This is a genomic window from Luteimonas saliphila, assembly GCF_016774335.1.
Classification (GTDB): Bacteria; Pseudomonadota; Gammaproteobacteria; order Xanthomonadales; family Xanthomonadaceae; genus Luteimonas; species Luteimonas saliphila.
In genome coordinates, this window is sequence record NZ_JAETWA010000014.1 from 249,961 (window position 1) to 263,580 (window position 13,620).

The window sequence follows — 13,620 nt, forward strand, 5'->3', positions numbered from 1 at the left end:
CGGATGGGCACGGGATCGGCACGATCCCAGCCCATTCAATGACTTGAGCGTCATTTCTCCCTCTTTTCCAGAATATTGACGCCGCGCCGCAGGCGCGGCCCGGGGCCCACAACGCCGCATGCGCCTGTCCACGATCAAGCTGTCCGGTTTCAAATCCTTCGTCGATCCCACCACACTGCACCTGCCGACCAACATGACCGGCGTGGTCGGTCCGAACGGCTGCGGCAAGTCGAACATCATCGACGCGGTGCGCTGGGTGATGGGCGAGAGCTCGGCCAGCAGACTGCGCGGCGACTCGCTCACCGACGTGATCTTCGCCGGCTCGACCGCGCGCAAGCCGGTGTCGCAGGCCACGGTCGAGCTGGTCTTCGACAATTCCGACCACACCATCGCCGGCGAATACGCGGCCTTCAACGAGATCTCGGTCAAGCGCACCGTCGGCCGCGACGGCCAGAGCGGCTATTACCTCAACGGCGCCAAGTGCCGGCGCCGCGACATCACCGACCTGTTCCTCGGTACCGGCCTGGGGCCGCGCAGCTATTCGATCATCGAACAGGGCATGATCAGCCAGGTGATCGACGCCAAGCCCGAGGAGCTGCGCGTCTATCTCGAGGAGGCGGCCGGCATTTCCCGCTACAAGGAGCGGCGCAAGGAAACCGAGACCCGCATCCGCCACACCCGCGAGAACCTCGACCGTCTCGGCGACCTGCGCGAGGAGGTCGGCAAGCAGCTCCAGCACCTCGCGCGGCAGGCGAAGCAGGCCGAGCAGTACACCGCGATCCAGGCCGAGCGCAGGATCCGCGACGCCGAGTGGAAGGCGCTGGAGTTCCGCGCGCTCGATGCGCAACTGCAGTCGCTGCGCGAGGGCCTCTCGCACGAGGAGACCCGGCTGCAGCAACTGATCGCCGAGCAGCGCGAAGCCGAACGCGAGCTGGAAACCGGCCGCGTGCGCCGCGACGAAGCCGGCGCCGCGCTCAACAAGGCCCAGGCCGAAAGCTACGAGGTCGGTGGCACGCTGGCGCGCGTCGAGCAGCAGATCGCGCACCAGCGCGAGATGGCCGAGCGCCTGCACAAGGCGCGCGAGGAAACGCGCCATGCGCTGGAGGAGATCGGCTCGCACATCAGCGGCGACCAGGCGCGGCTGGAAACGTTGCAGGCCGCGATCGACGAGGCCGAGCCGCAGCTGGCGTCGCTGCGCGAGGACGACGAAGTCCGCCAGGAGGCGCTGCGCAACGCCGAGGAGGCGCTGGCCGACTGGCAGCAGCGCTGGGAAGCGCACCAGCGCGAACAGAACGAGGCCGCGCGCGCGGGCGATGTCGAGCGCACGCGCGTGGATTACCTCGATCGGCAGTCGCTCGATGCCGATCGCCGCCGCCAGCAGCTCGAGGCCGAGCGCGGCGCGCTCGACCTGGCCGCGCTGGCCGAGGCCTTCGAGACCGTGGCCCTGCGCCACGAGGAGCAGAAGGCGGCGCTCGACGGCCTCAACGCGGAACTCGAACAGCGCAAGCAGGCGGCGCTCGAGCTGCAGGACCAGCAGCGCCAGGCGCAGAACGAGCTTTCCGACGTGCGCAAGCAGGCGCAGGAAGCGCGCGGCCGGCTGTCGTCGCTCGAGACGTTGCAGCATGCCGCGCTCGGCCAGGAGCAGGGCGCCGCGGTGGAATGGCTGCGCCGGCAGGGCCTGGACTCGGCCGCGCGCGTGGGCGAGCAACTGGTGGTCGAGCCGGGCTGGGAAAACGCGGTCGAGGGCGCGCTGGGGCAGCTGATCGAGGGCGTGCTGGTCGACGCGCCGGAAGCGCTGGTCGATGCCCTGGGCGACCTCGGCGAAGGCCGGTTGGCCCTGGTCTCAACGCAGGCCGGGGACGAGGCATTCGCGCCGACCTCGCTGGCAGCGAAGGTGCAGGGTCCGCTGGCGATCCGCCGCCTGCTCTCGCGGCTGCACGTCGCCGAATCGCTGTCGGAGGCGCGCGCGCTGCAGGCGCGGCTGGACGCGGGCGAGTCGGTCATCACCCGCAACGGCGAGCGCCTCGGCGCGGGCTGGGTGCGGGTGCTGCGTTCGGGCGCGGCCAAGCAGGGCGCGCTGCTGCGCGAGCGCGAGATCAAGCAGCTGCGTGGCGCGATCGAGGGCCTGCAGCAGCGCGAACACGAACTCGAGCGCGGCATCGCCGCCTGGCGCGACCGCCTGCTGGCGGCCGAGCAGCAGCGCGAGGATGCGCAGCGCGCGCTGTACATGGCCCATCGCGGCGTCTCCGAACTGGCAGGACAGTTGCAGAGCCAGCAGGGCAGGGTGGACAACGCGCGCACCCGCATCGAGAAGATCGACGCCGAACTCGCGCAACTCGTCGAGACCATCGACGACAGCGCCCGCCAGGCGCGCGAGGCGCGCTCGAAGCTGGAAGACGCGATCGGCCGCATGGCCGAACTGGAGTCCGTGCGCAATGCGCTGGAAACCGAGCGCCGGTCGCTGGCCGAGGCGCGCGACGCCGCCCGCGCGGCCGCCCGCGAATCGCGCGACACCGCGCACGCGCTGGCGCTGACGCTCGAATCTCAACGCGCCCAGGTGGTGGCCCTGGCGCAGGCCCTGCAACGCATGGGCGGCCAGCGTGGCCAGCTCGATGCGCGGCTGGGCGAACTCGCCGCGCAGCTCTCGGATGGCGATGCGCCGGTGCTGGCCCTGGAGGAACAGCGCCAGGCCGCGCTGGAACAGCGCGTGCTGGCGGAAAAGGCGCTGGCTGCCGCGCGCTCCGCCCTGGAGGGGATCGACGAAGACCTGCGCGCCTTCGAGCGCACCCGCCACGAGCGCGAGGAACAGGCACTGTCCCAGCGCGAGGCGATCGCGCAGCGTCGCCTCGACCAGCAGGCGCTGGCGATCCAGGCCGGACAGCTCACCGCGGCCGTGGTCGAGGCTGGGTTCGTGCTCGACGAGGTGATCGCCAGCCTGCCCGCGGAGGCCGAGGCTGCGGCCTGGGAGAAGATGGTCGGCGATTTCGACGCCAGGCTGCGCCGCCTGGAGCCGGTCAACCTCGCCGCGATCGCCGAGCACGCCGAGGCCGCGCAGCGCAAGGAGTACCTCGACGCGCAGGACACCGACCTCACCACCGCGCTGGAAACGCTGGAAGACGCGATCCGCAAGATCGACCGGGAAACCCGCGGCCGTTTCAAGGACACCTTCGACCGGGTCAACTCCGGCGTACAGGAACTGTATCCGCGCCTGTTCGGCGGAGGACACGCCTACCTCGAACTCACCGGCGAGGACCTGCTCGACACCGGCGTGGCGATCATGGCCCGCCCACCGGGCAAGCGCGTGTCCAACATCTCGCTGCTGTCCGGCGGCGAGAAGGCGATGACTGCGGTGGCGCTGGTGTTCGCGATCTTCCGGCTCAATCCCGCGCCGTTCTGCCTGCTCGACGAGGTCGACGCGCCGCTCGACGAAGCCAACGTCGGCCGCTTCACCGCGATGGTCGGCGAGATGAGCGAGCAGGTGCAGTTCCTGTTCGTCACCCACAACAAGGCGACCATGGAAGCCGCGCAGCAGCTCAGTGGCGTTACCATGCGCGAGCCGGGCGTGAGCCGCCTGGTGTCCGTCGACCTGGCCGAGGCCGCACGCATGGTCGGCGCCGCGTGAGGCCCCGCACGATCCCCGGAGGACCGGCATGACCGAACTGCGCATTGGCATCCTCGTGGCAGGCCTGATCCTGCTGCTGGCGATCTGGTACTTCGGGACCCGGCCGCGCCAGGGACAGGGCCGCCGCGTGCCGCGCGGAGAACAGAAGGGCGAGGGCGACCGCATGGAGCCGACCCTCGGCGCGCAGATCGAGCGCGAGCTGGCCGATGCGCCGGCTTCCGCGGGCGAGGAATCGGTGCAGGCCGAGATGGAACTGCTCGACGGCGCGGTCGGCGCGGCTTCGCCCAACAGCGAGCTGGGCAAGCGCGTCAGCGACGACTTCGACAAGATCGTCACCCTCTACATCGCCGCCCGCGCCGGGCAGGTGCTGCGCGGCCCCGACATCGTGGTCGCCGCCGAGAAGGCGGGACTGACCTACGGCCACATGAACGTGTTCCACCGGCTGGTCGAAAGCCACCCGGAGCGCGGGCCGATCTTCAGCGTCGCCAACATCCGCCGGCCGGGCAGCTTCGAGATGTCGGAGATCCAGGCGCTGGAAACGCCGGCCATCGCCTTCTTCCTGACCCTCCCGGCGCCGGTCAGCGCGCTCGATGCCTGGGACGCGATGCTGCCGGCCGCGCAGCGCATGGCCGAACTGCTGGACGGCGTGGTGCTGGACGAACAGCGCAACGCGCTCGGCCGCCAGCGCATCGCCGGCCTGCGCGATGAACTGCGCGCCTGGGACCGCGAACATGAGGCGCCGCCGGTCACGCGCAGCCCACGTTGGTAGAGGCCCCAGACTGACCGCGCTGGGTGTCGCGGTTCCCTGTTGGACTGCAGTCGCATCAGGCAGGTCTCGCGGAAGCCGCGAGCGCTCGCTCGATGTCTTGGTGGCGTGTCGTTGCGTTGATCGTCTACCGTCGAGGCTTGTCTGCAGGTCGGGCCGCAAGAGCACGTCGTCCGGATTGCGGCGGGGCGCCGGATGCGGGTGCCCTTGGGTACGAATGTCCCCCGGCAACGACCTTCGGCCGTCGCCTCCTTGATTTCGTACCCAAGGGCACCCGCACCCCGCGTCGGGCGACGCCGGCGGCCTGTTCCCGTTGGAACACGCCTTGCGGTCGCTGCCTAGCTGCCGGCCGTGCGACTTGCGGGGGTGTCGCTTCGCAGGTCGGGTAGGCGAAGACGTACTCGATCCTGTACTCCCACATCCATCCGTCAGCCGAGCCCCGCCGTGGCCGGGCGGCCTTTGCGGCGAAATCAAGGAGGAGGCGTCGGCCGGGAAGCCGGCGCCGGGGGACATTCGCCGCAAAGGCCGCCCGGTCGCGGCGGGGCCCGTCAGGTAGCGGAACATGAAAAACGTGCGTGCAGAGGCCCGCCGCAGGCGCGACTGCCCTGACCCGGTAGACATGACGCCGAGGCCACCGCCGCGTCCTACAATTCCCCCATGCCCGATCCTGCCGCCGCCGCCCGCGCCGCCAAGTTGCGCGCGCGCATCGAAGACGCCAACCACCGCTACTACGTGCTCGACGATCCGTCGATCCCGGATGCCGAGTACGACGCGCTGATGCGCGAACTGGAGGCGCTGGAAGCCGAACATCCCGAACTGGCGAGCGACGACTCGCCGACCCGCACCGTCGGCACGCGACCCGATGGCGGCTTCCCCGAAGTACGTCACGCGATCCCGATGCTGTCGCTCGCCAACGCCTTCGAAACCGCCGGCGTGCCCGAGGATGCCGACGATCGCACCCGCTACGCCGAGGTGGCCGATTTCGAGCGCCGGATCGAGCAGCGCCTGGGCGTCAGCGCGCCGGTGTTCTCGGTCGAGCCCAAGCTCGACGGCCTCGCCATCAGCCTGCGCTACGAGGATGGCGTGTTCGTCCAGGGCGCCACCCGCGGCGACGGCGCCAGCGGCGAGAACGTCACCGCCAACCTGCGCCAGGTGCGCGCGGTGCCGCTGAAGCTGCGCATCGGGAAATCGCCGCCGCCCGCGGTGCTCGAGGTGCGCGGCGAGATCTACATGCCGCGCAAGGCGTTCGCCGACTGGAACGCCAATGCGCTGGAGCGCAACGAGAAGCTGCTCGCCAATCCGCGCAACGGCGCGGCCGGCTCCCTGCGCCAGCTCGATCCGGCCGTCACCCGGCGTCGGCCGCTGGCGTTCTTCGCCTACGGCGTGGGCGAGGTGGTGGGGCTGGAACTGCCCGACACCCATTCGCAGACCCTGCAACTGCTGCGCGGGTTCGGCTTCCCCGTCGCGTCGGAAGTCGACACCGCAGTAGGCCTGGATGGCCTGCTCGCGTATTTTCGTCGCATCGGCGAGCTGCGCGACACGCTGCCGTACGACATCGACGGCGTGGTCTACAAGCTCGACGACTACGACCAGCAGCGCGAGATGGGCTTCGTCTCGCGCGCGCCACGCTGGGCGCTGGCGCACAAGTTCCCGGCGCAGGAGCAGGCCACCGTGCTGCGCGCGATCGAAGTGCAGGTCGGTCGCACCGGCGCGATCACCCCGGTGGCGCGTCTGGAGCCGGTGCAGGTGGCCGGCGTCACCGTCACCAACGCCACCCTGCACAACGCCGACCAGATCGCGCGCCTGGACGTGCGCGAGGGCGACACGGTGATCGTGCGGCGCGCCGGCGACGTCATTCCCGAGATCGTGCGCGTGATCGAGGAGCGCCGCACGGTGGGTGCGGCGCCCTGGACCATGCCATCGCAATGCCCGGTGTGCGGTTCGCAACTGGTGCGCGAGGAGGGCGCGGCCGCCTGGCGCTGCAGCGGCGGGCTGGCCTGCGCGGCGCAGCGCAAGGAGGCGGCGCGGCATTTCGCCTCGCGCCGGGCCATGGACATCGAAGGGCTGGGCGACCGTCAGGCCGAAGCGCTGGTGGAGTTCGGCTTCGTGCATTCGCCGGCCGACCTGTACGCGCTGACGGTCGAGGACCTGGTGCGGATGAAGGCCGCGCTCGACGCCGCCACCGCGGCCGACCTGGCCGAGGCCGTGGCCGACAGCCGCGGCGCGCTGCTGCTCGATCCACGCGGGCAGGCGCTGCTCGCCGACGACGCGTACGAATGGAAGAACGCGGCCTTCCTGCGCAGGCACCTGGCGGTGGACCTCTCGGGCAAGCTGGCCACGCGCTGGGCCGAGAACCTGGTCGCGGCGATCGCCGCCAGCAAGGCGACCACGCTGCCGCGGTTCCTGTTCGCGCTGGGCATTCCGCACCTGGGCGAGACCACGGCGAAATCGCTGGCGCAGTGGCTTGGATCGCTCGACTTCATCCGCTCCACGCCCGCGGTGCTGCTGCAGGCGCTGCCCGACATCGGCGCCGAGGTTGGGCGTTCGATCGCGACCTTCTTCGAACAACCCGGCAATGCGGCCGTGGTCGACGCGCTGCTCGCGGCCGGCATCGTGTTCGCGGACGAGAGCCCGCCCTCGGCGGCGCTGCGCGAACGGCTCGGGCTGGCGCACCTGCTCGAGGCCCTGCCGGTGGACAAGCTCGGCGGCAAGAGCGCCGAGCGCCTGGCCGACATCTACGTCACGCTCGACGCGTTGCTGCGCGCCAACGCCAGCGGCTGGACCGGTGCGGGGCTGTCATCGGCCGGTGCGGAGAACCTGGCCGCCTACCTGGCCGACGTCGAGGCGCTGGCGGATCTGCGTGCCGCAGACGTGGCGATGCGTCGCCTGCTCGATGCCGCGCCGGCGCAGGCCGCGCGTGCGCAGGGGCCGCTCGACGGCAAGTCGGTGGTGCTCACCGGCACACTGGATTCGATGACCCGGGACGAGGCGGGGGAACGACTCGAGGCGCTTGGCGCCCGCGTCGCCGGCAGCGTGTCGAAGAAGACGCACCTGGTGGTGGCCGGCGAGAACGCCGGTTCGAAGCTCGCGAAGGCGCAGGAGCTCGGCATCGAAACCTGGGACGAGGCGCAGTTGCTGGCGTTCCTGGCGAAGCACGCGTGATGGTTGGCGCAAGTCGACGCCAATCCCGCGGTACCGGCGTTCACGCGGTTTCGACCGGCAGGAGACGGCGCTGCGGGAGGCTGGAGACCCGTTCGCGCCCGCGCTTCGCGGTGACGATTCGCAGTTGCGTGGGAATGAAGGGAAGCTGTGACGCGCGCCCGGGGCCGGAATGAACTGGCAACCCTGCGCCAACATCGATGCGCTGCGCCTGCGCGCACGGCTGAACCGGCTGGTGCGCGATTTCTTCCGCGCGCGTGACGTGCTCGAAGTCGAAACCCCGGTGTTGTCGCGCGCCGGCAACACCGATCCGAACATCGCCCCGTTCGCGCTGGAGTTCTCCGGCCGCACCGACGGCGCACCGCATACGCGCTGGCTGCGTACTTCGGCGGAGTTTCCGATGAAGCGCCTGCTCGCCGCCGGCATCGGCGACTGCTACGAACTCGGGCGGGTGTTCCGCGACGGCGAGGCCGGCGGCCGCCACAATCCCGAGTTCACGATGCTGGAGTGGTATCGCCTCGGCCACGACCACCTGCGCCTGGCCGACGAAACCGTCGAGCTTGTGCAGGTCGCGCTCGCGCTGGTGGGACGCGAAGCTTCGGTCGCGCGCACCAGCTTCCGTGCGTTGTACCGCGACCTGCTGGGCGTCGACCCGATGACCGCCGGCGTCGACGCGCTGCGTACCGCCGCGGGTGGCATCGACATCGATCCGGCCGGCCTAAGCCGCGACGACTGGCTCGACCTGCTGATGACCCATCGCCTTCAGCCGCGCTTCCCGCCCAACCAGTTGCTGGTGCTGCACGACTATCCCGCCTCGCAATGCGCGCTGGCGCAGGTGGTCCGGCGCGGCGATGTCGAGGTGGCCGAGCGGTTCGAGCTGTACCTCGGCCCGCTGGAGCTCGCCAACGGCTATCACGAACTGACCGACGCCGCCGAACAGCGCCAGCGCTTCGAACGCGACCTGGCGGTGCGTTCCGGGCGCGGCGCGGTGCTGCCACCGCTCGACGATGCGCTGCTCGACGCGATGGCGGAGGAATTGCCGGCGTGCGCCGGCGTCGCACTCGGCGTCGATCGACTGCTGATGGCGATGCTCGGCACGTCGCGGATCGCCGACGTGCTGGCGTTCGACTTCAATCGCGCCTGAATCCCGCTACGGTCTGCGACCGATCGACCGTTCGCTTGTCCGGTCGTTCACATGGTGGCGCGCACTGTAAACGCGCATGGGACATGTCGGGAGGCGCGCGACGGGCGGGATCAGGATCGGACTGGGCGCTGCGGCCCTGGCTTTGCTGACGGGCTGCGTCGGCTATGGCTATCCCTCCGGTGGCTGCGGGGGCGGCTGTCCGGGTGCGGGAGGCTATCCCGGCGACGGCTATCCGGGGGGCGGATACGGTCATGGATCGGGTTCCACCGTGCGCTGCGAGTCGGACGAAGGCCGGACCCGCCATTGCCGCGTCGATACCCGGGGTGGCGTGTCCATCACACGCCAGCTCTCGCGCACCGCATGCGTGCAGGGCCGCAACTGGGGTTGGGATGACAGGGGCGTCTGGGTATCGCAGGGGTGTCGCGCCGAGTTCGTGACCGATCGTGGTGGCGGCGGATACGCGCCCGGCTATCCGTCGGGTCCCGGCGCCGGCTACGGGCAGGTCGTGCGCTGCGAATCCGACCGTGGGCGGCATCGCCGCTGCGACGTGCAGGTCGGCCGCGGCGTCGATCTGGTCCGCCAGTTGTCCGAGACGCGCTGCGTGCGCGGGCAGAACTGGGGCTGGGATCGTGGCGGGATCTGGGTCGATGCGGGTTGCCGCGCGGAGTTCCGCGTGCGCTGAGGCATGCCAGTGGCGATGCGGCGCCAGTAGAATCGGCGCCATGACCGACGCCATCGACTACGCACGCTACGACCGCATCCGTCCGATCCGCTGGACAGGCGAGACGCTGGAACTGCTCGACCAGCGCAAGCTGCCGTTCGTCGTCGAATACCTGGCCTGTACCAGCAGCGACGCGGTCGCCGATGCGATCCACTCGTTGTCCGTGCGCGGCGCCCCCGCAATCGGGATCTCCGCGGCCTGGGGCGCGGTGCTGGCCGCCCGCGCGATCGACGCGACCGATGCCGCCGATGCCGCTGCACGCCTGGAACCCGCGCTGCAGCGGCTCAGCGCCGCGCGACCGACCGCTGTGAACCTCGCATGGGCGCTGGCGCGGATGCGCGCGGCCCTGCTGCGCGCGCAGGCGGGCGAAGGCATGGACTGGCGCGCGGCGCTCGAGGCGGAGGCGCTGGCGATCGAAACCGAGGACCTGGCCGCGAACCGCAACATGGGCATGCTCGGCGCCTCGCTGATCGCGCCCGGCAGCGGCGTGCTGACCCACTGCAATACCGGATCGCTGGCGACCGCCGGCTTCGGCACCGCGCTGGGCGTGATCCGCGCCGGCGTCGCGCAGGGCCACATCGAGCGCGTGTACGCCGGCGAGACGCGGCCCTGGCAGCAGGGCGCGCGCCTGACCGCGTGGGAGCTGATGCAGGACGGCATCCCCGCCACCCTGATCGCCGATTCCGCCGCCGCCCACCTGATGAAGACCGGCGTGGTGCAGTGGGTGGTGGTCGGCGCCGATCGGATCTGCGCCAACGGCGACACCGCCAACAAGATCGGCACCTACCAGCTCGCCATCGCCGCGCGCCACCACGGCACCAGGTTCATGGTGGTGGCGCCGTCCTCGACCGTCGACATGGAGACCGCCTCGGGCGAACTGATCGAGATCGAGGAGCGCGACCCGGCCGAGCTGTACGGCATCGGCGGCACCCGCACCGTGGCCGAGGGGGTGCCGGCGTGGAACCCGGTGTTCGACGTGACGCCGGCCGGCCTGATCGACGCGATCGTCACCGAGAAGGGCATCGTCGAGAACCCGGACACGACTTCGATGCGGGCGCTGTTCGGCGGCTGACACGCCACCGCCTGGCGTGGGCTTGCGCCAGTCGAAGTCCGACGCGTGCGAGAAAGGGAGTGTCGGGCCGCCGCGGACGCGCTCCATCGACCCGCGTCAGGTCTCGGCATCGCTCCGGCGGACCGCCGCGCTTGCAGGCGCCCCGCAAGCAGCGCGCCCGGCGCCGCCTGGAACCCGGGTGACCGCCTTGCAAGTGCTTGTTTCTGCGCGGGAAAATAGTGGCGGACGAGGGCCCCGCGTGGTACCATTCGGACACTGTTTACGGCGGGGTCGAAAGGCTCCGCCGCCCTGTTTCCGGACCCCGGCGCGGATCGCGCGCGGAGGCGCCCGCTCCACGAGGATGCAAGCAATTCGATGACCGATCTCGCGCAGGAAATCATCCCGGTCAACCTCGAAGACGAAATGCGCCGCAGCTACCTCGATTACGCCATGAGCGTGATCGTCGGCCGCGCGCTGCCCGACGTCCGCGATGGCCTCAAGCCCGTGCACCGCCGCGTGCTGCACGCGATGAACGAGCTGGGCGCGCACAGCAACAAGCCCTATTACAAGTCGGCGCGCATCGTCGGCGACGTGATCGGCAAGTACCACCCGCACGGCGACCAGTCGGTGTACGACACCCTGGTGCGCATGGCGCAGCCGTTCTCGCTGCGCTACCTGCTGGTCGACGGCCAGGGCAACTTCGGTTCGGTCGACGGCGACTCCGCCGCGGCGATGCGTTACACCGAGGCGCGCATGGCGCGCCTGACCCACGAGCTGATGGCCGACATCGACAAGGAAACCGTCGATTTCACCCCCAACTACGACGAGAAGGAACTCGAGCCGTCGGTGATGCCGACGCGCTTCCCGAACCTGCTGGTCAACGGCTCGGCCGGCATCGCGGTGGGCATGGCCACCAATATCCCGCCGCACAACCTGGGCGAGGTGGTCGATGCGCTGATCGCGATGATCGACAACCCCGAGATCGACATCGACGGATTGATGGAATACATCCCCGGGCCGGATTTCCCCACCGGCGGCATCATCAACGGCGTCGGCGGCATCCACCTGGCGTACCGCACCGGCCGTGGCCGCGTGCGCATCCGCGCCAAGTGCGACGTGGAAGTGGCCGACAACGGCCGCGAGTCGATCATCGTCACCGAGATTCCCTACCAGGTGAACAAGGCGCGGCTGATCGAGAAGATCGCCGAGCTGGTGAAGGAGAAGAAGCTCGACGGCATCAGCGAACTGCGCGACGAGTCCGACAAGGACGGCATGCGCATCTACATCGAGATCAAGCGCGGCGACTCGGCCGAGGTGGTGCTCAACAACCTCTACGCCCAAACCCAGCTCGAATCTGTGTTCGGCATCAACATGGTGGCGCTGGTCGACGGTCGCCCGCAGTTGCTCAACCTGCGGCAGATCCTCGAGGCCTTCGTCCGCCATCGCCGCGAGGTGGTCACGCGCAGGACGATCTTCGAGCTGCGCAAGGCGCGCAACCGCGCCCATATCCTCGAGGGCCTGACGGTCGCGCTCGCCAACATCGACGAGATGATCGAGCTGATCAAGACCTCGGACAATCCGCAGATCGCGCGCGAGCGCATGCTCGCGCGGCTGTGGCAGCCGGGGCTGGTCGGCGCCCTGCTCGGCGCGGCCGGCGCCGAGGCCTCGCGTCCGGAAGACCTGCCGGCGGGCGTCGGGCTGCTCGCCGACGGCTACCAGCTCACCGAGCAGCAGGCCCAGCAGATCCTCGAGATGCGCCTGCACCGCCTGACCGGGCTGGAGCAGGAGAAGCTGACCGAGGAATACCGCCAGTTGCTGGAGGCGATCCGCGGCCTGATCGAGATCCTCGAGGATCCGGAAGTGCTGCTGGAGGTCATCCGCACCGAACTGCGCAACGTCAAGGAAGAGTTCGGCGACGCGCGCCGCAGCGAGATCCGCGCCAGCGAGGAGGACCTCGACATCCTCGACCTGATCGCGCCGGAAGACGTGGTGGTCACGCTGTCGCATGCCGGCTACGCCAAGCGCCAGCCGGTGACCGCCTACCGCGCGCAGAAGCGCGGCGGGCGCGGGCGCAACGCGGCTGCGACCAAGGACGAGGATTTCATCGACCAGCTGTGGCTGGTCAACACCCACGACACCCTGCTCACCTTCACCAGCGCCGGCCGCGTGTTCTGGCTGCCGGTGCACCAGTTGCCCGACGCCGGGCCGAACGCGCGCGGCCGCCCGATCATCAACTGGATCGCGCTGGAGGAGGGCGAGAAGGTGCAGGCGGTGGTGCCGGTGCGTGAGTACGCGGCCGACAAGTTCGTGTTCTTCGCGACCCGCCACGGCACGGTCAAGAAGACGCCGCTGACCGAATTCGCCTACCGGCTGGCGCGCGGCAAGATCGCGATCAACCTCGACCAGGGCGACGCGCTGGTCAATGCCGCGCTGACCGACGGCAGCCGCGACATCATGCTGTTCGCCAGCAACGGCAAGGCGGTGCGTTTCGACGAGGGCTCGGTGCGGGCCATGGGCCGCACCGCCACCGGCGTGCGCGGCATCCGCCTGGCCGCGGGCGAGGAGGTGCGCAGCCTGGTGGTGGTCGACGGCCCGGGCGACGTCCTCACCGCCAGCGAGCGCGGCTACGGCAAGCGCACCCCGCTCGACGAGTATCCGAAGAAGGGCCGCGGCACCCAGGGCGTGATCGCGCTGCAGACCACCGCCCGCAACGGCAGGCTGGTGGGCGCGATCCAGCTGTCCGACCACCACGAGGTACTGCTGATCTCCGATGGCGGCACCCTGGTGCGCACGCGCGCGGCGGAGATCTCGCAGGTGGGCCGCAATACCCAGGGCGTGACCCTGATCCGCCTGGCGGCGGACGAGAGCCTGCAGGCGATCGAACGCGTGGACGCGTCGCTCGACACGGACAACCCGGTCCACACCGCCGATGATGTCCTCGGCGACGGGTCCGGGGCGATGGACGGAGCCGACGTGCACGCCTGAGCGGCCCGGCTTCCCGCAGGCGGGACGTGATCGCCCGTGGGCCCAGGACGTGGTTGCGGCTCCGCCCGCTGTGCGGGCCCACCGTGAGGGGAGGTCGCGCCGGAAGGGATTCCGGCACGGGGAGGCACCTGCGGTGGCGAGGGTCGGAGGTGGGTCGGCAAGCCTTGCCGGA

Annotated in this window: 7 protein-coding genes; all 7 read left to right on the forward strand. The window is 70.4% G+C overall.

What is annotated here, in order from left to right:
• Nucleotides 1-118: 118 nt before the first annotated feature.
• Nucleotides 119-3,622, forward strand: coding sequence for a chromosome segregation protein SMC (gene smc, locus JMO03_RS04140; protein WP_202840520.1), 3,504 nt, complete (start codon nucleotides 119-121; stop codon nucleotides 3,620-3,622).
• A 28-nt stretch (nucleotides 3,623-3,650) separates the two neighbouring features.
• Nucleotides 3,651-4,391, forward strand: coding sequence for a cell division protein ZipA (gene zipA / locus JMO03_RS04145; RefSeq protein ID WP_202840522.1), 741 nt, complete (start codon nucleotides 3,651-3,653; stop codon nucleotides 4,389-4,391).
• A 654-nt stretch (nucleotides 4,392-5,045) separates the two neighbouring features.
• A complete protein-coding gene (gene ligA, locus JMO03_RS04150; RefSeq protein ID WP_202840524.1) occupies nucleotides 5,046-7,550 on the forward strand; it encodes an NAD-dependent DNA ligase LigA in 2,505 nt (834 codons plus the stop codon).
• Nucleotides 7,551-7,719: 169 nt separating this feature from the next.
• Complete coding sequence (gene epmA, locus JMO03_RS04155) at nucleotides 7,720-8,691, forward strand: EF-P lysine aminoacylase EpmA (protein WP_202840526.1); 972 nt, start codon at nucleotides 7,720-7,722, stop codon at nucleotides 8,689-8,691.
• A 76-nt stretch (nucleotides 8,692-8,767) separates the two neighbouring features.
• The gene (locus tag JMO03_RS04160; RefSeq protein ID WP_238345878.1) at nucleotides 8,768-9,373 is read left to right on the forward strand and encodes a DUF3011 domain-containing protein; all 606 of its coding nucleotides are present in this window, start codon (nucleotides 8,768-8,770) and stop codon (nucleotides 9,371-9,373) included.
• Nucleotides 9,374-9,413: 40 nt separating this feature from the next.
• Nucleotides 9,414-10,484, forward strand: a complete 1,071-nt coding sequence (mtnA, locus tag JMO03_RS04165) for an S-methyl-5-thioribose-1-phosphate isomerase (protein WP_202840530.1) — start codon at nucleotides 9,414-9,416, stop codon at nucleotides 10,482-10,484.
• Nucleotides 10,485-10,838: 354 nt separating this feature from the next.
• Nucleotides 10,839-13,448 carry a DNA gyrase subunit A gene (gene gyrA / locus JMO03_RS04170; RefSeq protein WP_202840538.1) on the forward strand — a complete coding sequence of 870 codons (2,610 nt, stop codon included), beginning with the start codon at nucleotides 10,839-10,841 and terminating at the stop codon, nucleotides 13,446-13,448.
• Nucleotides 13,449-13,620 lie beyond the last annotated feature (172 nt).

Coding starts and splice junctions, on each gene's coding strand:
- JMO03_RS04160 (WP_238345878.1), top strand. CDS start 8,768: ATGGGACATGTCGGGAGGCGCGCGACGGGCGGGATCAGGATCGGACTG.
- zipA (WP_202840522.1), top strand. CDS start 3,651: ATGACCGAACTGCGCATTGGCATCCTCGTGGCAGGCCTGATCCTGCTG.
- ligA (WP_202840524.1), top strand. CDS start 5,046: ATGCCCGATCCTGCCGCCGCCGCCCGCGCCGCCAAGTTGCGCGCGCGC.
- gyrA (WP_202840538.1), top strand. CDS start 10,839: ATGACCGATCTCGCGCAGGAAATCATCCCGGTCAACCTCGAAGACGAA.
- smc (WP_202840520.1), top strand. CDS start 119: ATGCGCCTGTCCACGATCAAGCTGTCCGGTTTCAAATCCTTCGTCGAT.
- mtnA (WP_202840530.1), top strand. CDS start 9,414: ATGACCGACGCCATCGACTACGCACGCTACGACCGCATCCGTCCGATC.
- epmA (WP_202840526.1), top strand. CDS start 7,720: ATGAACTGGCAACCCTGCGCCAACATCGATGCGCTGCGCCTGCGCGCA.